The 23,926-nt window shown below is 39.6% G+C and carries 25 protein-coding genes; 15 read left to right on the top strand and 10 right to left on the bottom strand.

Annotation, left to right across the window (positions count from 1 at the left end; translation table 11 throughout):
* Positions 1-33: 33 nt before the first annotated feature.
* Positions 34-1,041 carry a tRNA dihydrouridine synthase DusB gene (dusB, locus tag IM797_RS15295; RefSeq protein ID WP_194128007.1) on the bottom strand — a complete coding sequence of 336 codons (1,008 nt, stop codon included), beginning with the start codon at positions 1,039-1,041 and terminating at the stop codon, positions 34-36.
* A gap of 53 nt (positions 1,042-1,094) precedes the next feature.
* Here dusB and IM797_RS15300 point away from each other — a divergent pair, with 53 nt between their 5' ends.
* Together IM797_RS15300 and IM797_RS15305 are read left to right on the top strand one after the other, a co-directional pair.
* Positions 1,095-2,042, top strand: coding sequence for a CPBP family intramembrane glutamic endopeptidase (locus IM797_RS15300; RefSeq protein ID WP_194128008.1), 948 nt, complete (start codon positions 1,095-1,097; stop codon positions 2,040-2,042).
* Between the two features lie 3 nt (positions 2,043-2,045).
* Positions 2,046-2,870, top strand: a complete 825-nt coding sequence (locus IM797_RS15305; protein ID WP_194128009.1) for a phosphatidate cytidylyltransferase — start codon at positions 2,046-2,048, stop codon at positions 2,868-2,870.
* A gap of 5 nt (positions 2,871-2,875) precedes the next feature.
* Here the strand turns inward: IM797_RS15305 and IM797_RS15310 are convergent, their stop codons facing one another.
* Positions 2,876-3,091, bottom strand: a complete 216-nt coding sequence (locus tag IM797_RS15310; RefSeq protein ID WP_194128010.1) for a DUF3820 family protein — start codon at positions 3,089-3,091, stop codon at positions 2,876-2,878.
* 11 nt (positions 3,092-3,102) lie between these two features.
* Positions 3,103-6,444: a transcription-repair coupling factor gene (mfd, locus tag IM797_RS15315; protein ID WP_194128011.1), complete on the bottom strand. Its 3,342-nt coding sequence runs from the start codon at positions 6,442-6,444 to the stop codon at positions 3,103-3,105.
* A 101-nt stretch (positions 6,445-6,545) separates the two neighbouring features.
* Between mfd and IM797_RS15320 the strand changes: the two genes are divergently transcribed.
* The 5 genes from IM797_RS15320 (at position 6,546) to IM797_RS15340 (ending at position 10,742) form a co-directional block, all read left to right on the top strand.
* On the top strand, positions 6,546-6,884 hold the full coding sequence (locus IM797_RS15320; RefSeq protein WP_228098877.1) for a DUF2752 domain-containing protein: 339 nt from the start codon (positions 6,546-6,548) through the stop codon (positions 6,882-6,884).
* The gene (locus IM797_RS15325; RefSeq protein WP_194128012.1) at positions 6,877-7,239 is read left to right on the top strand and encodes a TM2 domain-containing protein; all 363 of its coding nucleotides are present in this window, start codon (positions 6,877-6,879) and stop codon (positions 7,237-7,239) included. Before IM797_RS15320 ends, IM797_RS15325 begins: the two co-directional genes overlap by 8 nt.
* 31 nt (positions 7,240-7,270) lie before the next feature.
* Entirely contained in the window at positions 7,271-8,368 is a 1,098-nt protein-coding gene (locus IM797_RS15330) for a Nif3-like dinuclear metal center hexameric protein (protein ID WP_194128013.1), read from the top strand.
* On the top strand, positions 8,368-9,111 hold the full coding sequence (locus tag IM797_RS15335; RefSeq protein WP_194128014.1) for a zinc ribbon domain-containing protein: 744 nt from the start codon (positions 8,368-8,370) through the stop codon (positions 9,109-9,111). The genes IM797_RS15330 and IM797_RS15335 overlap by 1 nt, the downstream gene beginning before the upstream one ends.
* A 134-nt stretch (positions 9,112-9,245) precedes the next feature.
* Positions 9,246-10,742 carry a tetratricopeptide repeat protein gene (locus tag IM797_RS15340; RefSeq protein ID WP_194128015.1) on the top strand — a complete coding sequence of 499 codons (1,497 nt, stop codon included), beginning with the start codon at positions 9,246-9,248 and terminating at the stop codon, positions 10,740-10,742.
* Here the strand turns inward: IM797_RS15340 and IM797_RS15345 are convergent.
* The 4 genes from IM797_RS15345 to rsfS are packed head-to-tail and all read right to left on the bottom strand — an operon-like array spanning position 10,739 to position 15,075.
* Complete coding sequence (locus tag IM797_RS15345; protein WP_194128016.1) at positions 10,739-11,821, bottom strand: 3-oxoacyl-ACP synthase III family protein; 1,083 nt, start codon at positions 11,819-11,821, stop codon at positions 10,739-10,741. The two genes, IM797_RS15340 and IM797_RS15345, sit on opposite strands and share 4 nt — an antisense overlap.
* Before the next feature lie 55 nt (positions 11,822-11,876).
* Positions 11,877-12,521, bottom strand: a complete 645-nt coding sequence (locus IM797_RS15350) for an LUD domain-containing protein (protein WP_194128017.1) — start codon at positions 12,519-12,521, stop codon at positions 11,877-11,879.
* A gap of 58 nt (positions 12,522-12,579) precedes the next feature.
* Positions 12,580-14,673: an ATP-dependent zinc metalloprotease FtsH gene (gene ftsH, locus IM797_RS15355; protein ID WP_194128055.1), complete on the bottom strand. Its 2,094-nt coding sequence runs from the start codon at positions 14,671-14,673 to the stop codon at positions 12,580-12,582.
* Between the two features lie 27 nt (positions 14,674-14,700).
* Entirely contained in the window at positions 14,701-15,075 is a 375-nt protein-coding gene (gene rsfS / locus IM797_RS15360) for a ribosome silencing factor (RefSeq protein WP_194128018.1), read from the bottom strand.
* An 83-nt stretch (positions 15,076-15,158) separates the two neighbouring features.
* Between rsfS and IM797_RS15365 the strand changes: the two genes are divergently transcribed.
* From IM797_RS15365 to rplS, 8 genes are all read left to right on the top strand, one after another.
* Entirely contained in the window at positions 15,159-15,887 is a 729-nt protein-coding gene (locus tag IM797_RS15365) for a biotin--[acetyl-CoA-carboxylase] ligase (protein ID WP_228098878.1), read from the top strand.
* A gap of 53 nt (positions 15,888-15,940) precedes the next feature.
* Positions 15,941-16,924, top strand: coding sequence for a 6-phosphofructokinase (pfkA, locus tag IM797_RS15370; protein ID WP_194128020.1), 984 nt, complete (start codon positions 15,941-15,943; stop codon positions 16,922-16,924).
* Between the two features lie 120 nt (positions 16,925-17,044).
* A complete protein-coding gene (locus IM797_RS15375) occupies positions 17,045-17,605 on the top strand; it encodes a 30S ribosomal protein S16 (protein ID WP_194128021.1) in 561 nt (186 codons plus the stop codon).
* An 87-nt stretch (positions 17,606-17,692) separates the two neighbouring features.
* Positions 17,693-18,220: a ribosome maturation factor RimM gene (gene rimM, locus IM797_RS15380; RefSeq protein ID WP_194128022.1), complete on the top strand. Its 528-nt coding sequence runs from the start codon at positions 17,693-17,695 to the stop codon at positions 18,218-18,220.
* Positions 18,221-18,235: 15 nt separating this feature from the next.
* Positions 18,236-18,913, top strand: coding sequence for a tRNA (guanosine(37)-N1)-methyltransferase TrmD (trmD, locus tag IM797_RS15385; RefSeq protein WP_194128023.1), 678 nt, complete (start codon positions 18,236-18,238; stop codon positions 18,911-18,913).
* 215 nt (positions 18,914-19,128) lie between these two features.
* Positions 19,129-19,446 carry a hypothetical protein gene (locus tag IM797_RS15390; RefSeq protein WP_228098879.1) on the top strand — a complete coding sequence of 106 codons (318 nt, stop codon included), beginning with the start codon at positions 19,129-19,131 and terminating at the stop codon, positions 19,444-19,446.
* Positions 19,447-19,728, top strand: a complete 282-nt coding sequence (locus IM797_RS15395) for a hypothetical protein (RefSeq protein WP_228098880.1) — start codon at positions 19,447-19,449, stop codon at positions 19,726-19,728.
* A gap of 143 nt (positions 19,729-19,871) precedes the next feature.
* The gene (rplS, locus tag IM797_RS15400; protein ID WP_131593363.1) at positions 19,872-20,219 is read left to right on the top strand and encodes a 50S ribosomal protein L19; all 348 of its coding nucleotides are present in this window, start codon (positions 19,872-19,874) and stop codon (positions 20,217-20,219) included.
* A gap of 192 nt (positions 20,220-20,411) precedes the next feature.
* Here rplS and IM797_RS15405 read toward each other — a convergent pair whose 3' ends face one another.
* The 3 genes from IM797_RS15405 to IM797_RS15415 are packed head-to-tail and all read right to left on the bottom strand — an operon-like array spanning position 20,412 to position 23,842.
* On the bottom strand, positions 20,412-21,071 hold the full coding sequence (locus IM797_RS15405; protein WP_194128024.1) for a phosphatidylserine decarboxylase family protein: 660 nt from the start codon (positions 21,069-21,071) through the stop codon (positions 20,412-20,414).
* Between the two features lie 42 nt (positions 21,072-21,113).
* Positions 21,114-21,680, bottom strand: coding sequence for a hypoxanthine phosphoribosyltransferase (gene hpt / locus IM797_RS15410; protein WP_194128025.1), 567 nt, complete (start codon positions 21,678-21,680; stop codon positions 21,114-21,116).
* A 5-nt stretch (positions 21,681-21,685) separates the two neighbouring features.
* Positions 21,686-23,842, bottom strand: a complete 2,157-nt coding sequence (locus IM797_RS15415) for a biosynthetic peptidoglycan transglycosylase (RefSeq protein WP_194128026.1) — start codon at positions 23,840-23,842, stop codon at positions 21,686-21,688.
* Between the last annotated feature and the right edge of the window lie 84 nt (positions 23,843-23,926).

Here is a 23,926-nt window from a genome sequence, read left to right on the forward strand (position 1 = left end):
TAACCTATTTTATATTAGTCTGTGATTCAAAAATTAAGCCATTTCACCTTGGGAGTGGATATGCTGATATTTATCTGCCACTTCGTCTAAGATTTGATGGATTGTGTCGATATTTTCTTCTTTAACCAACTGCATTCTGTAGGGCTTAAAATCAGGTAAGCCTTTGAAATAATTGGCATAATGCCGTCTCATTTCAAATATGCCTACCCTTGGACCTTTCCAGGCAATTGATTTTTCAAAATGGGTACGGCAGACCGATACGCGTTCAGCAACGGTTGGTCCGGCTAAGCGTTCTCCAGTTTTGAAAAAATGTCTGATTTCCCTGAATATCCATGGATATCCGATGGCAGCGCGGCCAATCATGATACCATCTACTTCATATTCCAAGCGCCAGTTGGCTGCTTTTTCAATACTGTCTACATCACCGTTACCAAATATTGGAATTTTAATTCTCGGATTGCGTTTGATTTCCCGGATCAGTGTCCAGTCAGCCTCTCCTTTGTACATTTGAGCTCTCGTTCTGCCGTGAATGGTTAAAGCCTGTATCCCAATATCCTGCAGTCTTTCTGCAACTTCTTCTACATTTTTTGTGTTATCGTCCCAACCGAGTCTTGTTTTTACAGTAACAGGCAAGTGGGTAGATTTCACTACTGCTTCTGTCATTTTCACCATTTTGTCAATATCCTGGAGCAAAGCAGAGCCGGCTCCTTTACAAGCTACCTGTTTAACCGGGCAGCCGTAATTGATGTCCATCAGATCTGGTCCGGCAAGGGTAGCAATTTCTGTAGCCTCGCGCATGTGGTCTATTTCACTGCCAAATATCTGGATGCCAATAGGCCTTTCATACTCAAAAATATCAAGCTTTGCCCTACTTTTAGCGGCATCCCTGATCAGTCCTTCGGATGAAATGAACTCCGTATACATCATGTCTACGCCACTTTGTTTACAAACGTAACGGAAGGGAGGATCACTTACATCTTCCATTGGTGCAAGCAATAATGGGAACTCTCCCAAATCTATATTTCCTATCTTTACGGACATTTCTCTATCTTCAAACCAAAAATTAAAGTACAAAGGTACAAATAATACAAATAATGAATTTAAGAACCGAAGATCATCAGGAACATAGTCCTTATTTACAACTGCTAACGCTGGGTTTTTATGCTGTGTTGGGCTTATTTGTGGCCATGATCATTGGATTTTTCCTGGTTTTTTTACAATACGGAGAGAAAGCAGTCATAGACTTGAGCTGGATGGCGGGAACAGATCCGGTTTATTTAAATGCACAAAGGATTATGATATCTGCCCAGCAAATTGGATTATTTTTAGTTCCGGCAGGTTTATTGGCCATTACTCAGGGTAGGCAAGCCCGTTTTTTTTATGGTTTTAAAAAGCCTCAGGGGAATTTGGTTTTGCTGGTATTGCTGTTGATGGTCTGTTCAATGCCATTATTGGAATGGGTTGGACGCTTAAATCAGGAGATGAACTTACCGCCATTTTTAAAACAAATGGAATTGTGGATGAAAGATGCCGAAGATCGCGCTGCAGAAACCACAGAAGCTTTGTTAAAAATGAACAATGCCGGTACTTTTATAATCAATCTATTGATGATCGGGATGCTGCCTGCTGTTGCTGAAGAAATGATGTTCAGAGGGGCTCTACAGCGTACATTTTCCCGAATTTTTAGAAATCCGCATGTAGCCATCTGGTTTTCTGCCTTCATTTTTAGTGCCATACACCTTCAGTTCTATGGATTTTTACCCCGCTTATTTCTGGGGGCTGCCTTTGGATATTTGTATTTCTGGAGCGGGAGCATCTGGTATGCAATGTTTGCACATTTTATTAATAACGGATATGCTGTGTGTGCAGCATGGTATATGCAAAAAAACAACATACCTTTGTCGCAAGCCGATCAAACCATAAACATCGCCTGGTATGGTTATATGATTAGTTTAGTGTTAACCCTATTGTTGTTTGGTTATTTTAAAAGACAAGCGGCAATTACCCATAAAGAACAAACAGGTGAAGAGACAATTAGATAACAAATGAAGACAAGGGCAATAACGGCTTTCTTTTTTACCATTGTGATGTTGGGATCCATCTTTTTAGGTGGTTATACCTTTACTTTTTTTTACTTGCTTTTGAGTTTACTTGCCTTGTTTGAGTTTTTTAAACTGGTACAGACCTCGGGTCTCAAACCGCATAAAAGTATCGCATTAATGGCGGGTACATTGATTTTTTTATTGGTGGCCAGTAAGCAATACGCGCTGTTTAATACAGCGTTACTACTGCTGCTGATCCCTTTAATTACGGCGGTTTTTATAGCTGAACTTTACAGTAAGGAAAAAAATCCCTTCCTCAACATTGCAGTTACTTTTACAGGTTTGATATTCGTTACCATGCCTTTTTGTTTTTTTTACGCACTTGGTTTTTTAAACGCAGCAGGTATTGCTGATCCTTATAATTTTCACTTGCCCTTAAGCTTTTTGTTGTTGCTTTGGGCTAGCGATACGGGGCAATACCTGTTTGGTGTTAAACTTGGTAAAACGCCTTTATTTGAACGTCATTCCCCTAAAAAATCCTGGGAAGGTTTTTTTGGCGGGGTCTTTACCAGCGTGCTGGTCTCTTATTTATTATCGCTCTGGTTTGTGGAACTAAATCCACTGGTGTTGGCCGGAATGGCCGTTATTATTGTTGGTTTTGGAACACTTGGCGACTTGGTAGAATCGATGCTTAAACGAAGTTTAAATGTGAAAGATTCTGGGAACATCTTACCCGGTCACGGTGGTTTTTTAGATCGTTTTGATGGCTTATTGATTGCTGCTCCGCTTGTATATGCTTATTTATATCTGATTCTTTATAGTTTTTAAGCTGTCTATTTCCCTTTCTTCAGAGGAGCCAGGAGGTATTCCAGTCCGTTTAATTTGATTTCGTAAAGTGTTGCAATCATTTGACCCAATTTTCCTGGCGGATATCCTTCCTGATGAAACCAAACCAGGTACGATTCAGGTAAATCGCAAATGATTCGCCCTTTGTATTTCCCAAAGGGCATTTGCATGGTAACCAGGTCATTTAACAGTTGTGGATTCATTTTTTATGGGATTATTTAACTACCATCTCTAACATTTCTACCGCTTCATCAACAGTATTTAAGTTATCAAAAGCAATGCGTAAAGAGTCTTTAACCTCTTTTAAGTTGCAGAGACGCGGATGTATTTGGGCAAAATGCAATATTTTATTGAACATTGTCGAATCAAAAAATGAAGATTGTTTGTCGGCGATGAAGTAACCGCGTAAAGTACCTTTTTTGAAGCTGAGTTTTTCAAAAGCGAGTTTTTTAGCTACCCACTGTAACCTCAATACGTTCAGCATTGTTTTAACAGGTTTTGGAACTGGTCCGAAACGATCTTTGAGAGATAACTCAAAAGCTCTGAGCTGGTTTTCATCTTCAATTTTGGAGAGTTCTGTATAGAGGTTATATCTTTCCGTAATGTTCGTGACATAATCGTCCGGGATGTACAATTCCAAATCGGTATCTACTTGCGTAAAGGAAACAAATGGACGTGTGGGCTCATCCTTAAACAGGTCTTTAAATTCATCTGTTTTAAGTTCCTGGATGGCTTCATCTAATATTTTGTGGTACATTTCAAAGCCTATTTCGGCAATGAAGCCACTTTGCTCGGCACCTAAGAGGTTTCCGCTACCCCGGATGTCTAAATCCCTCATTGCGATGTTAAAACCGCTACCAAGGTCTGAAAACTCTTCAATTGCGCTGAGGCGTTTTCGGGCTTCGGAAGTTAAAGTAGATAATGGCGGACTCAACAGATAGCAAAAAGCTTTTTTATTGGAGCGGCCTACCCTTCCACGCATCTGGTGCAAATCGCTTAAGCCAAACATGTGGGCATGGTTGATGATGATGGTATTGGCATTTGGAATGTCCAGGCCGGCCTCAATAATGGTTGTAGCTACGAGTACATCTTTTTCGCCGTTGATAAAATCAAGCATCACATCTTCCAGCTGGTCACCATCCAGTTGCCCATGTGCAATACCTATTCTTGCTTTGGGTACCAATGTTTTGATTAAACCACCTAATTGTGGCAGGTCATTTACCCGATTGTGAATGAAAAAGACCTGTCCGCCTCTATCCAGTTCAAATTGAACGGCTTCCTGAATCAATTTGTCATTAAAGACATGTAATTCTGTATTTACTGCCTGTCTGTTTGGTGGTGGTGTGCTCATGATCGACAAATCGCGTGCACCCATTAAAGAGAAATGTAGGGTTCTTGGAATTGGTGTAGCAGTTAATGTCAGCGTATCTACATTGACACGTAAAGCCCTCAATTTTTCTTTGGAGGTTACCCCAAATTTCTGTTCCTCATCAATGATCATGATGCCAAGGTCTTTGAATTTGACATCTTTACTGAGCAAACGATGTGTTCCTATCACAATGTCAACTTTTCCTTCAGCAAGTTTAGCCAGTGTTTCTTTAATCTGTTTATTGGTTTTAAATCGATTAATGTAATCTACAGTACAAGGAAATTCCTTTAATCGGCTGGAGAAAGTTTTAAAGTGTTGTAGTGCTAAAATGGTTGTTGGTACCAGTACGGCAGCTTGTTTACCATTCGCAACCGCTTTAAAAGCAGCGCGGATAGCAATTTCTGTTTTGCCAAAGCCAACATCACCACATACCAGGCGATCCATCGGATGTGGGGCTTCCATATCCTTTTTGACATCTGCTGTTGCTTTTTCCTGATCAGGAGTATCTTCATAGATGAAAGAGGCCTCAAGTTCAGTTTCCATATAGCCATCCGGACTAAAAGCGGTGCCTACCTGTGATTTTCTTAAGGCATATAGCTTGATCAGGTCCCGGGCTATGTCTTTAACTTTTTTTTTAGTGGTCTTTTTTAGCTTGTCCCAAGCCTCGGTACCGAGCTTATTCATTTTTGGTGCCGTACCGTCTTTGCCGCTATACTTGGCAATGCGGTTTAAGGAGTTGATGTTGACATAGAGCAGATCGTTGTCTGCATAAACCAAGCGGATCATTTCCTGTGTTTTGCCATTCACGTCTACTTTCTCCAGTCCGGCGTATTTTCCAATACCATGGTCGATATGGGTTACAAAATCACCGGGTTTAAGATCTCTGAGCTCTTTGAGTGTAATGGCCTGGCTGCGTTGATAGCCTCTTTTAAGTTTATACTTGTAAAAACGGTCAAATATCTGATGATCGGTATAAAAAGCCATTTTCTGTTGTCCGTCTACAAAGCCTTCTCTAAGTGGGATGTGGACCGGTGTAAATTTTGCGCTTTTGTCTATATCATCCAGGATGGCGTACAAACGTTCAGTTTGTTTGGTTGACGAACTAAAAATGAAATTATGGATAACTTGTTTTTCATTTTCTTTCAGGTTATGAATCAGGAGGCTAAAGTCTTTATTGAAAGATGGCTGAGGCTTCGTTTCAAATTGGAATACATGTTCAGTTTGATAAAAGAACTGTTTTCCAAACTCTACCAGTGCAAAATCCTGGAACATGTCCCCCATCATTTTTTCATCAGTAAACGCAAATTTGGGATCAATCCAATCGGGGTTCTCTTGTTTTTCCTTTGCGGGAAGCGCTTTCCAAAGCTCAACCGCTTTTTTATAACCGCTTTTGACTACATCCAGCGTAAACGCTACGTCTTTAAACCAGAGTTGAGTGTCTTTTTCAATATAATCTAAAATGCTGATGTTGTTTTCTGTCAGGTATTTAGATTGTACATTGGGAATGATGGTGAGTGTTTTAACATCTTCCACGGAAAGCTGACTCTCAATTTCGAAAGTACGGATGCTTTCAACAATATCGCCGAAAAATTCGATACGGTACGGTAAATCGTGAGAAAAGGAGAAGATGTCTACGATGCCGCCACGAATGGAGAACTGACCGGGTTCGTAAACGAAATCGGTACGGTTAAAATCGTAATCAATTAAAAATTCATTGATGAAATCTATACCCAATTTGGCATTGATACTAATTTCGAGAGTGTTTTTTTCCAGTACAGCGCGGTCGATTACCTTCTCTGCAAGTGCCTCCGGATAGGAAACGACAATTTTACCATATTCAGAATTGTGGTTCAATTCGTTCAAGACTTCGGCTCTTGCCAGGACATTTGCGGTATCTACCTGCGTAAAATCGAAGGCTTTCCGAAAGGAAGAAGGAAAAAACAGCACTTCTTTATCCAGGATACTTTCGAGATCGGAAAGAAAATAGGATGCTTCTTCCCTATCCGGGAAAATAAATAATTGAGGCTTGTGTAACAGGAAATAAGTAGCTATTGCAATTGTTGCATCGGCGGAACCAACCAACCCTTTTAGTTGAAGTTTGTTACCTTTACCCTTGTTAAGAGCTTTTGCCAATGCTACAATACGCTCATCTGTTTTGTATTTATTGATCAGGTCGCGAATGTTCACCTGACAAATATATGAATTTATGAGGGGCTTTGGATGTAACAAAATATCGTTTAAATGATCTATACTAAAAATGGGTACGTATAAAACCAACGAGGAAGTGAATGATGCGTAAACTGCTGAGATATCTACCGCTTGAGCTGCTTTTTTGGCTTACGGCATTGATCTTGCTGGCTTTTGCAGATCCACATGTAAAGGGGGATCATCAGCATTTTACCCTTTGCCCGCTGGCAAATCTGGGTTTTAGTGGGTGTCCGGGTTGTGGTATAGGAAGGTCCATTACCCAATTGATGCACGGTAACCTGGCCGAAAGTTTTAAACAGCACTGGTTTGGTTTACCGGCTCTGCTGATTATCAGCTGGAGGATCATCGTTTTGATCCGTTTGAATTTTTTTAAAAATAAAGTAGTAAACTTAAGTATAGGGAGGAATAATCATGTTTAATTCACCATTTATGTCGTTACCTGGCATTACACCCCAGGAGTTTTCTTATTTACAGGCGGCAACCACAGGCTTTAATGAGCAGCAGTTACATGGGTTTTTAATGATTTATGGCGGAAGGAGAAGAAATCCGGATGACATGCTGTTGTATTGTATTCTCGGTTTTTTTGTGCCCGGATTACCCCGCTTTTTATTGAATCAGGTGGGTATGGGCGTATTGTATTTTTTTACGTACGGACTTTGCGGAATTGGAACTATTATTGACCTGGTAAACCACAAAAGTCTGGCGGCAGAGTATAACCAGCGTATGGTTTTTGAAAGCCTGCAAATGGTAAAAATGGGAAGCATTCAACAGTAAAAACTGAAAATCTGTTGTATATTTACTGCATATGAGGTTATCTGTTTTATTGAAACATCTGGAAGCGTTTGCACCTTTAAATTATCAAGAGGATTATGACAACTCTGGTTTGATTGTGGGCCAGCCTGATCAGGAAATAACTGGGGCACTGGTTGCTTTGGATTGTTTGGAAAGCGTTGTTGACGAAGCGATTGCACTGAACTACAATCTGGTCATTACCCATCATCCGATAGTATTTAAAGGCTTAAAAAAGATTACCGGAAAGAATTATGTAGAACGAGTGGTGCTCAAAGCCATTCGGCACAATATCGCTTTGTATGCGATACACACAAATCTTGATCATGTACAGCATGGTGTAAACGGTGTGATTGCTAGTCGACTGGGGTTACAGCACACCAAAATATTAAGTCCTAAGGCTGGAGTTTTAAAAAAACTGGTTACTTTTTGTCCGACTTTACAGGCTGATCGTGTGCGTAATGCGCTGTTTGAGGCTGGAGCCGGTGATATTGCCAACTATAGCGACTGCAGTTTCAATGCAAACGGTTTTGGAACGTTTAAAGCTGGGGCGGGGGCTGATCCTTTTGTCGGTGAGCATGGCATTCAACACCAGGAGCCGGAACTGCGGATTGAGACTGTTTTTAAAATTCAGGATCAGCGGAAGGTTTTACTGGCGCTGTTTGAGACGCATCCTTATGAAGAAGTTGCGTATGATATTTATCCGTTAGAAAATAAACTGGACAATGTAGGTGCAGGAATGATTGGATGGTTACCAGAAGAAATGGACGGCGGGGATTTTTTAAACCTGGTGAAGGACCGGATGGATGCAGTAGTGATCAGGCATACCAAGTTGCTGCCGAGGCGAATTAAAAAAGTAGCAGTTTGTGGAGGTTCTGGCAGCTTTTTGTTGAAAGATGCCATAGTAGCTGGAGCAGATGCTTTTGTGACAGCAGATTTCAAATATCATGAGTTTTTCGATGCTGATGAAAAAATAGTAATCGCCGATATCGGACACTTTGAGAGTGAACAATTTACCTCAAATTTGTTGATAGATATTATTCAAGAAAAATTTCCTAACTTTGCAATCCGTTTAACGGAGCATAACACAAACCCCATAAATTATTTCATTTAATGGAACAAACTGTAGAGCAAAAGCTAAAAGCTTTATACGAATTACAAACCCTGCATACTAAGATCGATAAAATACGTCAAATTCGTGGTGAATTGCCAATGGAAGTTGCCGATTTAGAAGATGAGGTTGCTGGCCTGGAAACACGTATACAAAAATTCAAAGGCGAATTGGATGATACTGAGGATGCCATTGTAACGCGTAGGAATATGATTAAGGAAGCTCAGAACTTGATCAAAAAATACGAGACTCAATTAAAAGATGTTAAAAATAATCGTGAATACGATGCTTTAACTAAAGAAGTAGAAATACAAACACTTGAGATTCAGGTTTGTGAGAAAAAAATCAGAGAGTTTGGTTTCGATATTACTCAGAAAACTGAGATCTATGACAGAGCACTTGCAGATTTGGAATCGAGAAGAAAAGATCTTGATGTAAAAAGAAGCGAGTTGGAAACCATTACTGCTGAAACCGAAAAAGACGAACTTTTATTGTCTAAGAAAGCGGAGAAAGCCGAAACTCAAATTGAAGAACGTCTTTTAACAGCTTATAACAGGTTAAGAAAAAATGCAAATAATGGTTTAGCAGTGGTAACAATTGATCGTGATTCGTGCTCTGGTTGTTTCAATCAGATCCCGCCTCAGCGCCAGTTGGATATCCGTCAGCGTAAAAAAATCATTGTTTGTGAGCATTGCGGAAGAATTTTAGTTGATGAAGCACTTACTCAGGAAGAAGTTTCTGCATAAACTCATCATTTAAGCGATAAAGAAAGGTCAGAACTATAAATCTGGCCTTTTTTTATGATTAAAATTATTGGTTATTAAAACATAGGATGCTTGCAGACGTTATTTAGCTGAGCATCTTTTGACGATCTTAATTTATGAAATTACAACCTACTTTAAAGTGTAGATATACTTTAATTATCCTATTGTTTTGCCTGCCTGTTTCTGTATTCGCAAAGTTTGATTTCAACACCAATTGCCTGAAAGCATATGGGCTGATTTTTGAACTTAAATTGACCTCGGCCAGGCATATGGTTGCCAGCGAGAAGAAAGTTAATCCTACGAACGCTATTGTGCCATTATTGGAAAACTACATTGATTTCTTTCAGTTGCTCACTACAGATAACAAGGATTTGTTTAATCAGCTTAAAGGTTACAAAGCAGCTCGTCTGGACATGATTGCTGCCGATGACCAAAACTCACCTTATTATTTATATGCCCAGGCTGAGATCAATATGCAATGGGCACTTATCAGAAGCCGGTTTGGGGAGCAGTTTAATGCAGCAATGGAGATAAAAAAAGCAAATTCTTATTTGCAGGATAATGCTAAGAAATTTCCGGGATTTCAAATGAATGCTAAAGGTTTAGGTGTAATTAACGCGGTCTTAGGTATTTTGCCGAACGGACTAATGAAAAGCACATTGGCAACATTTGGTATAAAGGGGGACTTGCAAAAGGGGATAGGGATGATGCAAAAACTGGTGACTGCACTGCCTTCATCTGCTTTGGCGCACTTTTATGAAGAAGCGGTCTTTTATTATTCTTTTGTACTAACGGATCTGGCGCATAGTCCGATCGCGTATACCGAGTCTAAGAAATATCTGGCCAGGATACCAGACTCCAGTTTGCTTAAATCTTATTTGAAGGCTTATGTCTGTGCAAAAACCGGGCATAATGAAGAGGCGATCGAAGTGTTGTCTGCCCGTCCTACAGGCAATCTGTACACGTCTTTCCCTTATCTGGAGTATTTAACAGGTATGGTGAGGTTGAATAAAATGGATTTAAATTCAGGGCTTTATTTCAATAGATTTTTGGAACAAAATAAAGGTGTAAGTTATGTCAAGGACAGTTATTTACATTTGGGTTGGATTGCACTTTTGAGAGGGGAGGTTAAAGACTATGCTACCTATGTAGAAAAAGTGAAGACACTTGGTTATTCTTTTAATGAGCGGGATAAACAGGCCTTCAATGAAGTTTCTCTGGGCACACCCAATGTAAGCTTACTCAAGGCCAGATTACTTTCAGATGGCGGTTATTACAGCCGTTCTCAGGAAGTATTGGGGGGGCTTGAGGAAAATGAGCTGAAGCTTGTAAAAGACCGGACAGAGTACCACTATAGAATCGCAAGAAATCAGGAGGAATTGGGCAAACTGGACTCTGCTTTGGAGAACTACCAACGGGCCGTTGATTATGGGCGGAATTTGAAAGCGCATTTTGCGGCCAATTCGGCTTTGCTGATGGGTAAGATCTATATGAAGAGAAAGAATTTTACAGCGGCTAAGGCCAGTTTTAATACGGCCATAGGAATGAAAGGACACTTGTATGAGAACAGTATCGAGTCTGCAGCAAAGGATAGCTTAAAACGGCTGAATTAAAACCGATATACAAAGGCGTTGATGTGCATGCCAGCCCCAACGGAGGCGAATAGCGTATAATCTCCCGAATTTACTTCGTAGCCTTTAACCTGATTTTTAAGTACCAGATCTAAAAGGGTAGGTATGGTAGCCACGGAGCTATTTCCGAGCCATGAAATGGTCATTGGCACCAGATTTTCAGGTACGGTATCCAGCTCGTAAAGTTTAAATACCCTTTTCATGATGGCATGATCCATTTTGCCATTTGCCTGATGAATGAAGACGGTTTTAATATCGGTAATATTTATTCCTGCTTTATCTATGGCTTTTTTGATGACCTGTGGTACATTCGTCACCGCGAATTCATACAGTTTTCGCCCGTTCATTTTTAGATAGGCATTTTCGTGACAGGCATCTGGATTGTTACTTCTACCCATAACAAGTAATGAGCCGTAGTTTAAAGCATAGGTTTGGGTTTTATGAGCAATAATTCCCAGCGGTTCTGTAGATTCCCGAGCTTCGAAGATCACAGCGCCGGCACCATCAGAAAAAATCATACTGTCCCTGTCATGTGGATCTGTAATTCTGGATAGTGTTTCGGCTCCGATTACCATAACCCTTTTGGCATCGCCACTTTGGATTAGATAATTGGCCTGAATGGAACCTTGTACCCAGCCAGGACAACCAAAAATAAGGTCATAGGCGACGCAATCCGGATTTTCAATGGCTAAAGCCTGTTTTACTTTGGCTGCAAGCGCCGGAAGGATGTCCATTCGGTTACTGCCCGCTTTAACATCTCCAAAATTATGACAGAATATGATGTGATCCAGGCTTTCTTTGTCAATTCCGGCGGTATCAATTGCCTTTTGAGCAGCAATGATCGCAATATCGCTGTTCACCTGATCCTCATCTACATAGCGACGTTCAATAATTTCGGTGATTTCGGAAAATTTACGAATGATTTCCGAAATGTCTTTGTCCAATTTAAGACCATTGTCGTAAAATGAAGAATCTAAAAAGGCGTCTCCTGAGACTACATTTGTAGGAATGTAGCTGCCTGTACCTATAATAACCGAGTTTATATTTGTTTGAATGCCCATTTTGAACCGTAGACTGTTTTGGTGTACAGTATAAAACTAGGATTTATTTATTAGATTAAGAAAAATCATCGACCAAAAATACGAATAATTCTTTCGGACCATGCGCACCTAGCACCAAAGTTTTTTCAATATCTGCCGTTCTGCTTGGCCCGGTTATCGTACTGATCATAGACGGAATTTGTGTGCCGTACTTTTGTTTAATGAGTTTAAAAGCGTCTTTTAAATCCATAACGAGCTGACCTGTTCTGGCAATGACAATGTGGTGGTGCGGGTAGATACTCAACCTCCTGCCTGCAGCATTTTGATTAGAAACCATTACAGATCCGTTGCGGGCAATTAAGGCTTCGCACATGGTAATGCCTACCTCGGCCATTTCAAAGTCTTTATCGGTCTGGTAAAAGGGAAATTCGTAGGTAGAAAGGAGTTCTTGTAATTCTGGTTCCCAGCAATATATTTTTCTCCATTTAAATTGCTCTGCCAATTGCAGAATATTTTCAATGAAGTCAATTCCATTTTCGCAATAAATGAAGTTTCCTGAAACTGCAGTGAGCTGTTCGGCAAACATGATTTCTGCGAGCTCATCATCTGCTTTGTATAGTGGGGTATCTTCTAAATTGGGATGCGGGTTATCTCTTCTTTCCAGAAGGGCTTTCCTGATCTTTTTTAGCATGAGCTCTTTTGACGAGATATTTTCCTGCATAAAACAATGGATTTGCCGTCATTTCCTATTGGAAATGACGGCTCCATAAAATATTGGATTAAGATTCTGTTTCTTTTGGATCGAATGCAGTTGCAGGCTCTGTTGGTGGTGTAACACCATCATGTAATAAGCCTTCTGCAGCTGGTTTTTGATCACCAGTACCATTTACAAACTCGTCATAAGTAGTGCGGTTGTCAAAAGGACGTTTTCCTAAGATTTCTTCCAGATCGGCCTGGAATAAAATTTCTTTTTCTATTAATTTTTGAGCTAATTTTTCCAAACCGGCTCTTTTTTCGGTAAGCAATTGCTTGGTTCTGTCGTATACTCCTGAAATTAATAGACGAACTTCATGGTCAATCATTTCTGATGTTTTCTCAGAATAAGGTTTGTTGAAGTTGTACTCATTTTGCGGGTCATGGAAGGACACATTGCCAATGGTACTATTCATACCATAAATGGTAACCATGGCATAAGAAAGTTTGGTGATGCGCTCCAAATCATTCTGCGCACCTGTAGATATCTTTCCAAAAACAATGTCTTCTGCAACACGTCCACCCATAGTCATGCACATGCCATCTGTTAATTGTTCTGTAGTATATAAGAACTGTTCTTTCGGCAAGTACTGCGCGTAGCCTAAAGCGGCAACACCACGAGGCACGATAGACACTTTTACCAGTGGATCAGCATGTTCCAGGAACCAACCAGCAATGGCGTGTCCGGCTTCATGGTAAGCAACTATTCTTTTCTCTTCAGGAGAAATGATTTTGTTTTTCTTTTCAAGCCCACCAATTACGCGGTCAATCGCATCCTGAAAATCCTGCATGTCAACCGACTCTTTGTTGCGACGTGCAGCGATGAGTGCCGCTTCGTTACATACGTTTGCAATCTCGGCACCAGCAAAACCCGGGGTTTGTGCGGATAGCTTTTTAGCGTCTACCACGACATCTGTTTTAATTGGTTTTAAATGCACTTTGAAGATTTGTTCACGGCCAACCAAATCTGGCTTGTCAATAGAAATCTGTCTGTCAAAACGTCCAGGTCTCAATAAAGCAGAATCCAGTACATCAGGTCTGTTGGTTGCTGCAAGAATAATAATACCGGAATCCGTTCCAAAACCGTCCATTTCAACTAACAGCTGGTTGAGGGTATTTTCACGCTCATCGTTACCACCCATCATGCTGTTTTTACCACGGGCACGACCGATTGCATCTACCTCATCAATAAAAATGATACAAGGTGCTTTATCCTTTGCTTGCTTAAACAAATCACGGACACGTGAAGCACCCACACCTACAAACATCTCCACAAAATCAGAACCTGATAATGAGAAGAAAGGCACTTGTGCTTCACCGGCTACAGCTTTAGCCAATAAGGTTTTACCTGTACCTGGAGAACCCACCAGGAGGGCTCCTTTTGGGATTTTACCACCCAAATTGGTGTATTTTTTAGGGTTTTTAAGGAAATCTACAATCTCCATAACCTCTTGTTTGGCTTCTTCCAGTCCGGCAACATCGTTAAAAGTAACGTTTACCTGGCTTTCTTTATCGAACAGTGTGGCTTTTGACTTACCAATATTGAAGATTTGTCCGCCAGCACCACCAGCACCACCGCCCATGCGGCGCATGATAAAGATCCAGAATCCAAGTAACAAAAGAATTGGGATGATCGCAGTGAAAAACCAGTTGTTAAACGAGCTTTGTCTGGTATCTGGCGTAGCCAGTATTTGCTGCTCAGACGGAATATTTTTTTGTGAATCTTTCAGTTGCTGCGCAAGGAGGTCCATTGATCCGGCGGTAAAGACTACAACAGGGCCGTTATTACTGCTACCAATGTTACTTTTGCTGATATAATCTTTGTATTTAGCTTCCTTTAGACGGTCTTTTTTAATGTAAACTTCAACTTTTACCAGGTCTTCGTGTTTATAGGCTACTAATTTCTCCACATCTCCAGGGAGTAACATCTGGGTTTCAAAAGTACGATAGGGTATGGTTTTAGTCGTGTCTGCGCTAAATAAAACCTGTAATAAGATTAAGCCTAAAATGATGGCTGCATACACCCAAAAGATGTTGAATTTTGAACCTTTCTGAGGTTTTTTTGGAATGTTTGGTATTCTCTTAATTAATTTAGGCTTTGTACTCGGGTTCTCTTTCATCATTGAATCGAAAAATGGGGTGAATGATTAGGCACTTTTAAAGGATGTAGACTGGGCGTCTCCCCATAGGTCTTCTATTCCGTAAAATTCGCGTTTTTCAGTTTTAAATATATGAACTACTATGTCAAAATAATCGAGGATAATCCAATCGGCATTGTCTGATCCTTCTTTTTGCCACGGATTGGTTTGTGTTTTTTTATAGATCTCATCTTCTACGCTATCTGCAATTGCTTTTACCTGGGTCGTGGAGTCTGCATTGCAGATGATAAAATAATCAGAAACGGAGCTTTTAAGTTCTCTTAAATCCAAACGCACAATATCGTGTCCTTTTTTTTCTTGTATCCCTAGTACAGCTATCTCTGAGAGGTATGTAGAAAGATTTCCAATTTTCTTTTTTATCATTAAAATGTTTTAATTTTGATAAACAAATATACAATCAACACTTGCAAAATAACACTTTTTCAACATTATTTGTTGGTCAAAATTTGATTAGATTATCTGAGGTTGATTCTACTAATAACTTTTTAAAGACAAAAGCGTCAAATTCCGAGCCATTACCGGAGGGTACTGTTATTATGGCAGACAATCAATTTGCCGGACGGGGTCAACAGGGTAACATCTGGCATACGGAACCTGGATTAAATCTAACATTCAGTTTATACTTATGCCCATCATTTTTGCCGATAACCCGTCAGTTCATGTTAAATATGGCTATAAGCATTGGAGTAAGAAATGCTTTGCTGGGTTTGACGGGTTCGGGTCTGAAGGTAAAATGGCCCAATGATTTGTATTACGGGAACCAGAAACTTGGGGGGATGCTGATTGAAAATATCCTGGCAGGGTCAAGTTATAAGGCCAGTATTATCGGAATAGGAATCAATGTCAACCAGGTTTTGTTTAGCCCGGAGGTATTGGGCCGCGCCACATCTTTACATGAAATTTTACAGCAGGATGTTAATCTGATTTGGCTGCTAGCCGAAATATGCCGCCATATTGAGCAACAGTATTTAAAACTGAAACAAGGCAAATACGAAAGTTTGACTGAAGACTACGTGGGTGGTCTTTACCGTTTCGAAGAATTTGCACCTTACAGACAGAATGGCGAGGTTTTCGAGGGGCGAATCGTCAAAGTGACTGATTCCGGGATGTTGGTGATCGTTACCGGAGGACAAGAGGTGGAATTCAATTTTAAAGAAGTAGAATTTTTAACCTGATTTTTGAAGATAATACACTAATTTCACCGGATTGTTAAGCATTTGATTAATCCATGAGTAAAATAAAAAATATAGGAGTATTAACTTCCGGAGGCGATGCGCCCGGGATGAACGCTGCGATTAGGGCAGTAGTTAGGGCTGCAATTTATTATGATTTGCAGGTTACGGGTATTTTAAGAGGGTACGAAGGACTTATCCATGCTGATTTCATCAGTATGGAAAGGAAATCGGTTGCCAATATTATTCAAAGGGGAGGAACAATCCTAAAAACGGCCAGAAGTGATTATTTTAGAACAACGGAAGGCCGGGCTAAGGCATATGATCAATTGACGCAGCACGGAATTGACGGATTAATTGTGATTGGTGGAGATGGTACATTTACCGGGGCAAATCTTTTTTCGAGTGAATATAATTTTCCCATTGTAGGCTTACCGGGTACAATTGATAATGATTTGCAGGGAACTGATTTTACTATCGGATATGATACTGCAATCAATACAGTTGTCAATGCCGTAGATAAGATTAGGGATACTGCTGAATCTCACGACCGGTTGTTTATTGTTGAAGTTATGGGGCGTGATTCCGGGCTGATAGCTTTAAGAAGCGGTATTGGTGTAGGTGCAGAGGCTATTTTAATTCCGGAGGCCAATATGGGCGTTGAAGGTCTGGTGAACAGGCTGGAAATTGGAAGAAAGGATAAGGCTTCTAAAATTATCATTGTTGCTGAAGGTGATGAAGTTGGTGGTGCCTTTAATGTAGGTGAGGTTTTGAAAGAAAGGTTCCCGCATTATGACATCAGGGTGTCTGTGCTTGGCCACATTCAGCGAGGTGGTAAGCCAAGTTGTATGGACCGCGTTTTAGCCAGCCGTTTTGGGGTGGCCGCTGTTGAAGGGCTCATCAATGGCCAATCTGGAGTAATGGTTGGACAGGTTAACCGTGAGTTGGTCTTTACACCTTTTGCTCAGGCGATTAAGCACATAGATGCCCAGGAGGTAAGTCCTGCCTGGTTGCGTTTGGTTGAAATCTTATCATTGTAATGGTATTGTTAAAATAAAAAAACACTGCATCTTGCTAATCAGTAGTATTTTACTTACTTTTGCAGCCCCGCAAGCATACAGCTCCGGGAACTATGTTGAATACATAAATTATAAAAAGAAATGGCAACTAAAATCAGATTGCAAAGATTCGGTAAAAAAGGTAAGCCTTTTTTCCACGTAGTGGTAGCGGATTCCCGTTCACCAAGAGATGGTAAATTTATTGAGCGTTTAGGGTCTTATAACCCGAATACCAATCCTGCTACCATTGAAATTAATTTCGATAAAACTTTAGACTGGGTAAATAAAGGTGCTGAGCCGACTGATACTTGTCGCGCTATCCTTTCTTACAAAGGTGTTTTGTACAAAAAACACTTAGAAGGTGGTGTTAAAAAAGGTGCTTTAACCGCAGAACAGGCTGATGCTAAATTTGCAGAATGGTTAAGTGCAAAAGATAGTAAAATCGAAGGTAAAAAAGATAACCTGACTAAATCGAAAGACGAAGTTAGAAAAGCTGCCTTAGCTGCTGAAGCTAAGAAAAATGCTGACCGTGCTGCTGCATTGGCCATTAAAAATGCGCCAGTTGTAGAAGAGGTAGTTGCAGAAGAAGAAGTTGTTGCTGACGAGGCTGCTCCTGCAGTTGAAGATGCTCCTGCTGCTGAAAGCAACGAAGAACAAGCATAAGACTTTTGTTATTTTAAAGGATAGCGAAGAATTCATTCATGAGTTCTTCGCTATTTTTATTTTGGATATATTTATTTTTAAAAGATCATGACACTGGAAGAAGGTTTTTATATTGGTTACATCACTAAAACCAAGGGGTTAAAAGGGGAGTTGCAATTGTTTTTTGAATACGATGCGCCTGAATTGCTGGATCTTGACGTAGTATTTGCAGAGATTAATGGTAAAATGGTCCCTTTTTTTGTCTCTTCTTATAAACTTCAAAACAACAGTACTGGTAATTTCTTTTTTGACGATGTGGATCATATTGATCTGGCCCAAGCCCTGGTTCGTAAAAAAATCTATCTGCCACTGACTAAGCTGCCTGATCGTGATGACGAAGAATTTCATTACAATGATTTGAAAGGATTTATGGTTTCGGATGAGACACATGGAGACCTTGGTGAAATCCTGGAAGTAAATGAGTATCCCCAGCAATTTGTGGCTACAGTATTATATAAAGAGACAGAAATTATGTTTCCATTGAATGAGGACATGATTGTAGAAATTGATGAGGAGGAAAGGACTTTAACTGTTGATTTACCAGAGGGGCTACTTGATATTTATTTATCTAATTAATTTAATTTTTTCGTGATGCGTTTCGATATCATATCTGTTTTACCGGGCTTGCTGGAAAGCCCTTTTGCCCATTCTATTTTACAGCGTGCCCAAAAAAAGGGCATTGCTGAAATTGTGGTTCATAATTTAAGGGATTATGCTTCCAATAAGCAGAAAAGTGTGGATGACTATCCCTATGGGGGTGGTAGCGGCATGGTCATGTCTATTGAACCCTTTGCGAAGTGTATCGAGGCACTTAAGGCTGAGCGGGATTATGATGAAGTTATTTTTATGAGTCCTGATGGCGTAACCTTAAATCAAACTATTGCAAATGAGCTATCGAGTAAGGGCAATGTTATTATTCTTTGCGGGCATTATAAAGGAATTGATCAGCGGATCCGCGATTTATTTGTGACGCGCGAATTGTCTATTGGCGATTATGTTTTGTCGGGCGGAGAACTTCCTGCTGCTGTATTGGTTGATGCCATTGTGAGGTTGATCCCAGGCGTTTTGAATGATGAGACCTCAGCGCTTTCGGATAGTTTTCAAGGAGAGTTGTTAGATGCGCCAATCTATACCAGACCGGCCGATTGGAAGGGTCATAAAGTTCCTGAGGTATTGTTGAGTGGCCATGAGGCAAAGATTAATGAATGGCGTCATGAACAAGCTTTGATCAGAACGCGTAGCCGTAGACCTGATCTGTTGGAGGATTAAGGAAATAATTTGTTCTGTATAATTGTTTTCGATAAGTTGTCTTGTTATTTTTGTATTGAACTTAAAAAAGTGATAATTTTTTATATTATTTTACATAAAAAAAATTAGTTTTTTTCTTGCTTGTTTGATTTGGAATAGTTTTATTTGTAATTATAAATAGACTTTATCTGATTGTTAGTCAGGTGGAGTAATAATTCAAACCAAAAATAAACCAAATGGAAAAAAATTTTAAAATGAAGTACAAGATTGGGGCGTATTTATTAAGCCTTACGGTTGCTGAGTACAAACTGGCCCTACACATTATTCCAAAAATTTTAGGTATTTCTCTAAATACGCTTCACAATTATCGTAATATAGCTTGGGATGCTAAGCAAGATATTCCTTATACCATCGTTGTCCAGTTTGAGTTGCTCTTTGAGATGGATCCTGGAACTCTTTTTAATGGAGAGATCAAGCAACTTCCGCTGAAGAGTTTACTGAAAAGAGAAGGTTTACCAAAAATGAATAAAAACCTTAGGAACAAATCTAAGTAGATGAATAAATACAGATTTTACAAATATAATATAGAGTTCTGCTTACAGCAGCTGAATGTTATAGCTTATGCTGCTGCAATACGTGCTATTCCAAAAGAGTTGGGTATCTCGGCCAATACCTTCCACAATTACCGTAAGCTACTGCTCACTTCAAAATCAGATATCCCTTACATTACCATTCGAAGGCTGGAAAATATTTTTAAACTGGAAAGAGGGGGCTTAGAAAATTTTGTGCTGGAATTTAAGGATTTAACGGCTTTATTGAAGGAAAGTCAAGCATAACCTGAAGAAACGGACTGCATCATTTTTGTGGAAATATAAAAGAATGTGGAAAAAAATAAAAATCCCTTTTATTTATAAAAAAAAATCCCTAATATTGCAGTCCGATTTTAAACAACAAAAAGTCGGCTTAATAGCTTAAAATCATGGATTTAGTAAAATTTGTTGAAGAGCAGGTAATCGCAAAAAATGAGTTTCCTGCATTCAAATCAGGAGATACAGTGAGTGTTCACTATAAAATTCGCGAAGGTAATAAAGAACGTATTCAAATTTACCAAGGCGTAGTATTACAACGTAATAGCGTAGGTGCTAATGAAACGTTTACTGTTCGTAAAATGTCTAATGGCGTTGGTGTAGAAAGGATATTCCCTATCAACTCTCCAAACATCGCTAAAATCGAGGTTAATAGCCACGGTAAGGTACGTAGATCTAAATTATTCTACTTACGCGAATTGACTGGTAAAGCTGCTCGTATCAAATCTAAAAGAGTTTAATTTCTCTTAAAAGTATAATAACCTCGCTGATCACATCAGTGGGGTTTTTTTGTTGTGATTTTTTTAGACATTATTTGTCAGGCATTTCGAGTATAATAAAAATTATTTATTTCTGATTGATAAGCTTTGGAATCTGTCAAAAATAAAAAGGCCCGAAACTCCGGGCCTTTTTATTTTTGATGAATGATTTTTTTATGCGAGTTCTGCGAGTATGGTGATTCCGCCTTTGACAACCTGATCTAATTGCAGATTCACTTTTGTACCCAAAGGTAAGAAGATATCAACTCTGGAGCCGAATTTGATAAATCCGAACTCTTTGGTTTGCTCAACCTGATCACCTTCTTTAACATACCATACAATTCTTCGCGCCAGGGCGCCTGCAATCTGTCTGAATAATACCGGAGTGCCATTCTTATGCTCTACCACGACTGTGGTGCGTTCGTTCTCTGTAGAGGATTTAGGATTCCATGCTGCCAGGTACTTACCTGGATGGTATTTGAAAAACTTAACGACCCCGGAAATTGGATTTCTGTTGATGTGTACATTCACCGGTGACATGAATATGGATACCTGCAGCCTTTTGTCTTTAAAATACTCCCCCTCTTCGGTCTCTTCAATTACAACAACCTTTCCGTCAGCCGGGCAAATTACCAGGTTTTCTCCGGAAGTAAAGGTGCGGCCCGGATTCCTGAAAAATTGTAATACAATTATAAAAAGAGCAAAAGAAAATAGATAAACCAACCATCTTAACCAGGTTATGTCTGCATATTTATAGTCAATAAAAGCATTCAGAATAAAGATGAACAGTACTGAGAGCGCTATGGTGGTGTAACCTTCTTTGTGGATCGTCATTGATATTGGGATATATGTTTTCGCAAAATTGATAAAAAAATATTACATTTCGGCTAAAGCAGGCAGAACAGTTTTGACACTGTAGATATCAGTGAGGTTTCTGCCAAGTCCATCGTAATCCAGTCCATAGCCTACAACGAATTCGTTAGCAATTTCAAAGCCCACATATTCAAGCGCTTCAATAGGTGTTTTTAAGGCTTCTGGTTTTAACAGTAGAGAACAGACCTTAACAGAGGCCGGCTTTTGTTCCTGGATCGCTTGTAAAAGATAGCTGAGCGTGAATCCGGTATCTACAATGTCTTCCACAACAATAATATCGCGGTTATGCAGATTTTCCGGTAGGCCCAGGGTTTCCTTAATTTTACCGCTGCTATTGGTGCCCTGGTAAGACGACACCTTTACAAAGGCGACTTCACATGGAATGGTTACTTCTTTTAGCAGATCGGCCATAAAAAGAAAACAGCCATTTAGTACGCCAATAAAAATTGGGCAACGCTTTTCATAATCGAGGTTCAGCTGGATTCCGATCAGGCGGGTTCTTTTGGCGATGTTCTCTTTTTGAATCAGAATTTCAAACGTCTGATCGTGTATTTGTATGGTCGTTGTCATGATGATTAAGGCTTATTTTTGGCCTCTTCTTTTTCCTTTCTTCTTTGTTCCCTACGCTCTTGTCTGAGTTCTTTTTTTGTTTTTTGGAGGGTATCAGGTTTATTTTGTAAAGTACCTGTAGTATCCTTTTTACCACGACCGAATAAGCGGTCGAACAGATTTTTGGAGGCATCCTGTGTTTCAATTACAGGAAGAGGATCGTCATTATCAACAGAATTCGTGTCGATTTTGGCAGAGTCAGGCAATAGGTATTGTCTTAATCCATCTCTTAACCGTACATTATAGAAGCCATATCCACTGGTGTCATTTTGTGTTAGACCACGTCTGGCCATGATGTTGCCAATGTATTTAAAATATGGATATAAATAGTCTTTCAGTCCACCCGAACCATTGAATTTGTATAAGGCGATTTTAGGTCTTGGAACAATATTCGCCAGGAAAATCCCTTCTCCTATATTCAGTTCTGCAGGTCTTTTACCAAAGTAATAGCGGGTTGCTTCTCCGATACCATAGATGTTCTGTCCCATTTCTATGATGTTGAAGTAAACCTCGAGCATACGGTTTTTAGTAACCAGGTGGTTGTTTTCAATCAACCAGACGATCAGAATCTCTTCTACCTTTCTCGATAATGTTTTTTGGCGGCTTAGAAATACGTTTTTTACCAGTTGCATGGAAATTGTACTTCCGCCTCTGACAAACCTTTTTTCCTTGAAATTAACGGCGATTGATTTCCGGATAGACTCCTGTACAAAGCCTTTGTGGCTAAAGAATGAGGGGTCTTCGGAGGTCAGAATTGCATTTTTAAAATTGCTGGATACTTGTGAAAGCGGCGTAAAATTGGGATTAGAAGGTCCGATCAGAATATCTCTCATGGGTTTCCCCCGTTCATAAGGTGTATATATAAAATCTGAATTTATTTTTTGCAAATTGGTTTTTCCCCAGCGTAATATTTTAAAATTGATTGGTGTTAAAGAAGAATTAAATTGTACACTATCAGGTAATGCACTGTCCAGGTAGAAGTTTAAGGCGTATCTGATCTTTCCGGAAACCTTCATTCCTTCAAGCGATTCGAATAAACCTTGAGGAAAGGCACTAAGAACTTCTTGAGCATCCTGATCTGGTGCGTTTAGTTTAAGCTCATAGACTTTATTAGGAGAAAGGGTGTATTTAAGGTATGGATGAATCTGTGCCTTTTTCAGGTGGATGGTAGAAGAACTATCAAGTGCAACAAAGTTTTTGCCCACCAGCATATCTGCTTCTATCCTTGCATCAGGGACAACAATATCCTGCGCCGAAATTTTAGGGTGATTAATGCGTAGATTTTTAACTGACCAGGATCCTGATATTTTGAAGTTACTGCCACTGTAGTCGGCATTTTTCATCTCAGTTCTAACCGTATCGAAGCTTAATTTTGCATGTAATTTCCGTTCAAGATAAGGGAGTTCAATTTTTTTGTTGTCGGCAAACAACATGATGTCAAACTGTTTTTTGCCAGGTTTAACCGTACCGTTAAAGTGCCAGGTCGCTTCATTTTTATTGACCAGGATTGTTGATTTCAGCTCTCCGTCATCAATAGTTGCTGTGGTGGTCAGGAAAGTAAGTTTGGCGGTATCATTGTCATTGATTTTCAGCACCAGGTTTTTAACCGACATCTGATCCGGAATTTTATATAAGATTTGATTTAAAAGATTATTTGCCAGCTCAGAAAGGTCAACTTTGTCTTTTTTATCATCGTTCTGTTTTTTCTTTCTTTTGAGAATAAAATCAAGATTGCTTAAAGAGTCTTTAAAAACAACGTTTAAGTTGCCGGTATTGAGTTTGATTTCTGCCAGTTTAACATCTCCAAAAATCAATGGCCATAGTTTTACACCAATGGTGAGATCTGAAATTGTTGTTAGGGTATCACGGTTTTTTGGTACCACGCTGATGTCTTTCATATGGACATTGCTGAACCCACTGAACCCATATTCGCCGATTTTGACGTCTAATCCAAAGTCCTGATCAGCTTTTGCGATAGCCTTGGCCATCATTTTGTTCAATAACGCTTCTCTTTTACTGTATGCGATGGAACCGGCAATGATCAATATGATCATGATCACCCCTATAACCCAAGCGCCAATCTTAATGTATTTTTTAGGGATGTTAATTTTAGGAAGCTGCATGTTATAAAGTAGATTTTATTGCTAACGTTAAACTCAAATGTTTATTTCGTGTTAAAATTACAATAAAAAGGAGCATTTAAAATT

Origin of the sequence: Pedobacter sp. MC2016-24 (genome assembly GCF_015223055.1) — a bacterium.
GTDB lineage: Bacteria > Bacteroidota > Bacteroidia > Sphingobacteriales > Sphingobacteriaceae > Pedobacter.

Excerpts from the sequence above, each read along its gene's own strand:
- IM797_RS15375 (WP_194128021.1), top strand. The coding sequence starts at position 17,045 with ATGGCAACTAAAATCAGATTGCAAAGATTCGGTAAAAAAGGTAAGCCT.
- IM797_RS15325 (WP_194128012.1), top strand. The coding sequence starts at position 6,877 with ATGTTTAATTCACCATTTATGTCGTTACCTGGCATTACACCCCAGGAG.
- ftsH (WP_194128055.1), bottom strand. The coding sequence starts at position 14,673 with ATGAAAGAGAACCCGAGTACAAAGCCTAAATTAATTAAGAGAATACCA.
- rimM (WP_194128022.1), top strand. The coding sequence starts at position 17,693 with ATGACACTGGAAGAAGGTTTTTATATTGGTTACATCACTAAAACCAAG.
- IM797_RS15330 (WP_194128013.1), top strand. The coding sequence starts at position 7,271 with ATGAGGTTATCTGTTTTATTGAAACATCTGGAAGCGTTTGCACCTTTA.
- rsfS (WP_194128018.1), bottom strand. The coding sequence starts at position 15,075 with ATGATAAAAAAGAAAATTGGAAATCTTTCTACATACCTCTCAGAGATA.
- IM797_RS15345 (WP_194128016.1), bottom strand. The coding sequence starts at position 11,821 with ATGGGCATTCAAACAAATATAAACTCGGTTATTATAGGTACAGGCAGC.
- trmD (WP_194128023.1), top strand. The coding sequence starts at position 18,236 with ATGCGTTTCGATATCATATCTGTTTTACCGGGCTTGCTGGAAAGCCCT.
- dusB (WP_194128007.1), bottom strand. The coding sequence starts at position 1,041 with ATGTCCGTAAAGATAGGAAATATAGATTTGGGAGAGTTCCCATTATTG.
- IM797_RS15390 (WP_228098879.1), top strand. The coding sequence starts at position 19,129 with ATGGAAAAAAATTTTAAAATGAAGTACAAGATTGGGGCGTATTTATTA.
- IM797_RS15300 (WP_194128008.1), top strand. The coding sequence starts at position 1,095 with ATGAATTTAAGAACCGAAGATCATCAGGAACATAGTCCTTATTTACAA.
- IM797_RS15310 (WP_194128010.1), bottom strand. The coding sequence starts at position 3,091 with ATGAATCCACAACTGTTAAATGACCTGGTTACCATGCAAATGCCCTTT.
- IM797_RS15305 (WP_194128009.1), top strand. The coding sequence starts at position 2,046 with ATGAAGACAAGGGCAATAACGGCTTTCTTTTTTACCATTGTGATGTTG.
- IM797_RS15340 (WP_194128015.1), top strand. The coding sequence starts at position 9,246 with ATGAAATTACAACCTACTTTAAAGTGTAGATATACTTTAATTATCCTA.
- IM797_RS15320 (WP_228098877.1), top strand. The coding sequence starts at position 6,546 with ATGATGCGTAAACTGCTGAGATATCTACCGCTTGAGCTGCTTTTTTGG.
- IM797_RS15415 (WP_194128026.1), bottom strand. The coding sequence starts at position 23,842 with ATGCAGCTTCCTAAAATTAACATCCCTAAAAAATACATTAAGATTGGC.
- hpt (WP_194128025.1), bottom strand. The coding sequence starts at position 21,680 with ATGACAACGACCATACAAATACACGATCAGACGTTTGAAATTCTGATT.
- IM797_RS15395 (WP_228098880.1), top strand. The coding sequence starts at position 19,447 with ATGAATAAATACAGATTTTACAAATATAATATAGAGTTCTGCTTACAG.
- IM797_RS15335 (WP_194128014.1), top strand. The coding sequence starts at position 8,368 with ATGGAACAAACTGTAGAGCAAAAGCTAAAAGCTTTATACGAATTACAA.
- IM797_RS15405 (WP_194128024.1), bottom strand. The coding sequence starts at position 21,071 with ATGACGATCCACAAAGAAGGTTACACCACCATAGCGCTCTCAGTACTG.
- IM797_RS15350 (WP_194128017.1), bottom strand. The coding sequence starts at position 12,521 with ATGCAGGAAAATATCTCGTCAAAAGAGCTCATGCTAAAAAAGATCAGG.
- pfkA (WP_194128020.1), top strand. The coding sequence starts at position 15,941 with ATGAGTAAAATAAAAAATATAGGAGTATTAACTTCCGGAGGCGATGCG.
- rplS (WP_131593363.1), top strand. The coding sequence starts at position 19,872 with ATGGATTTAGTAAAATTTGTTGAAGAGCAGGTAATCGCAAAAAATGAG.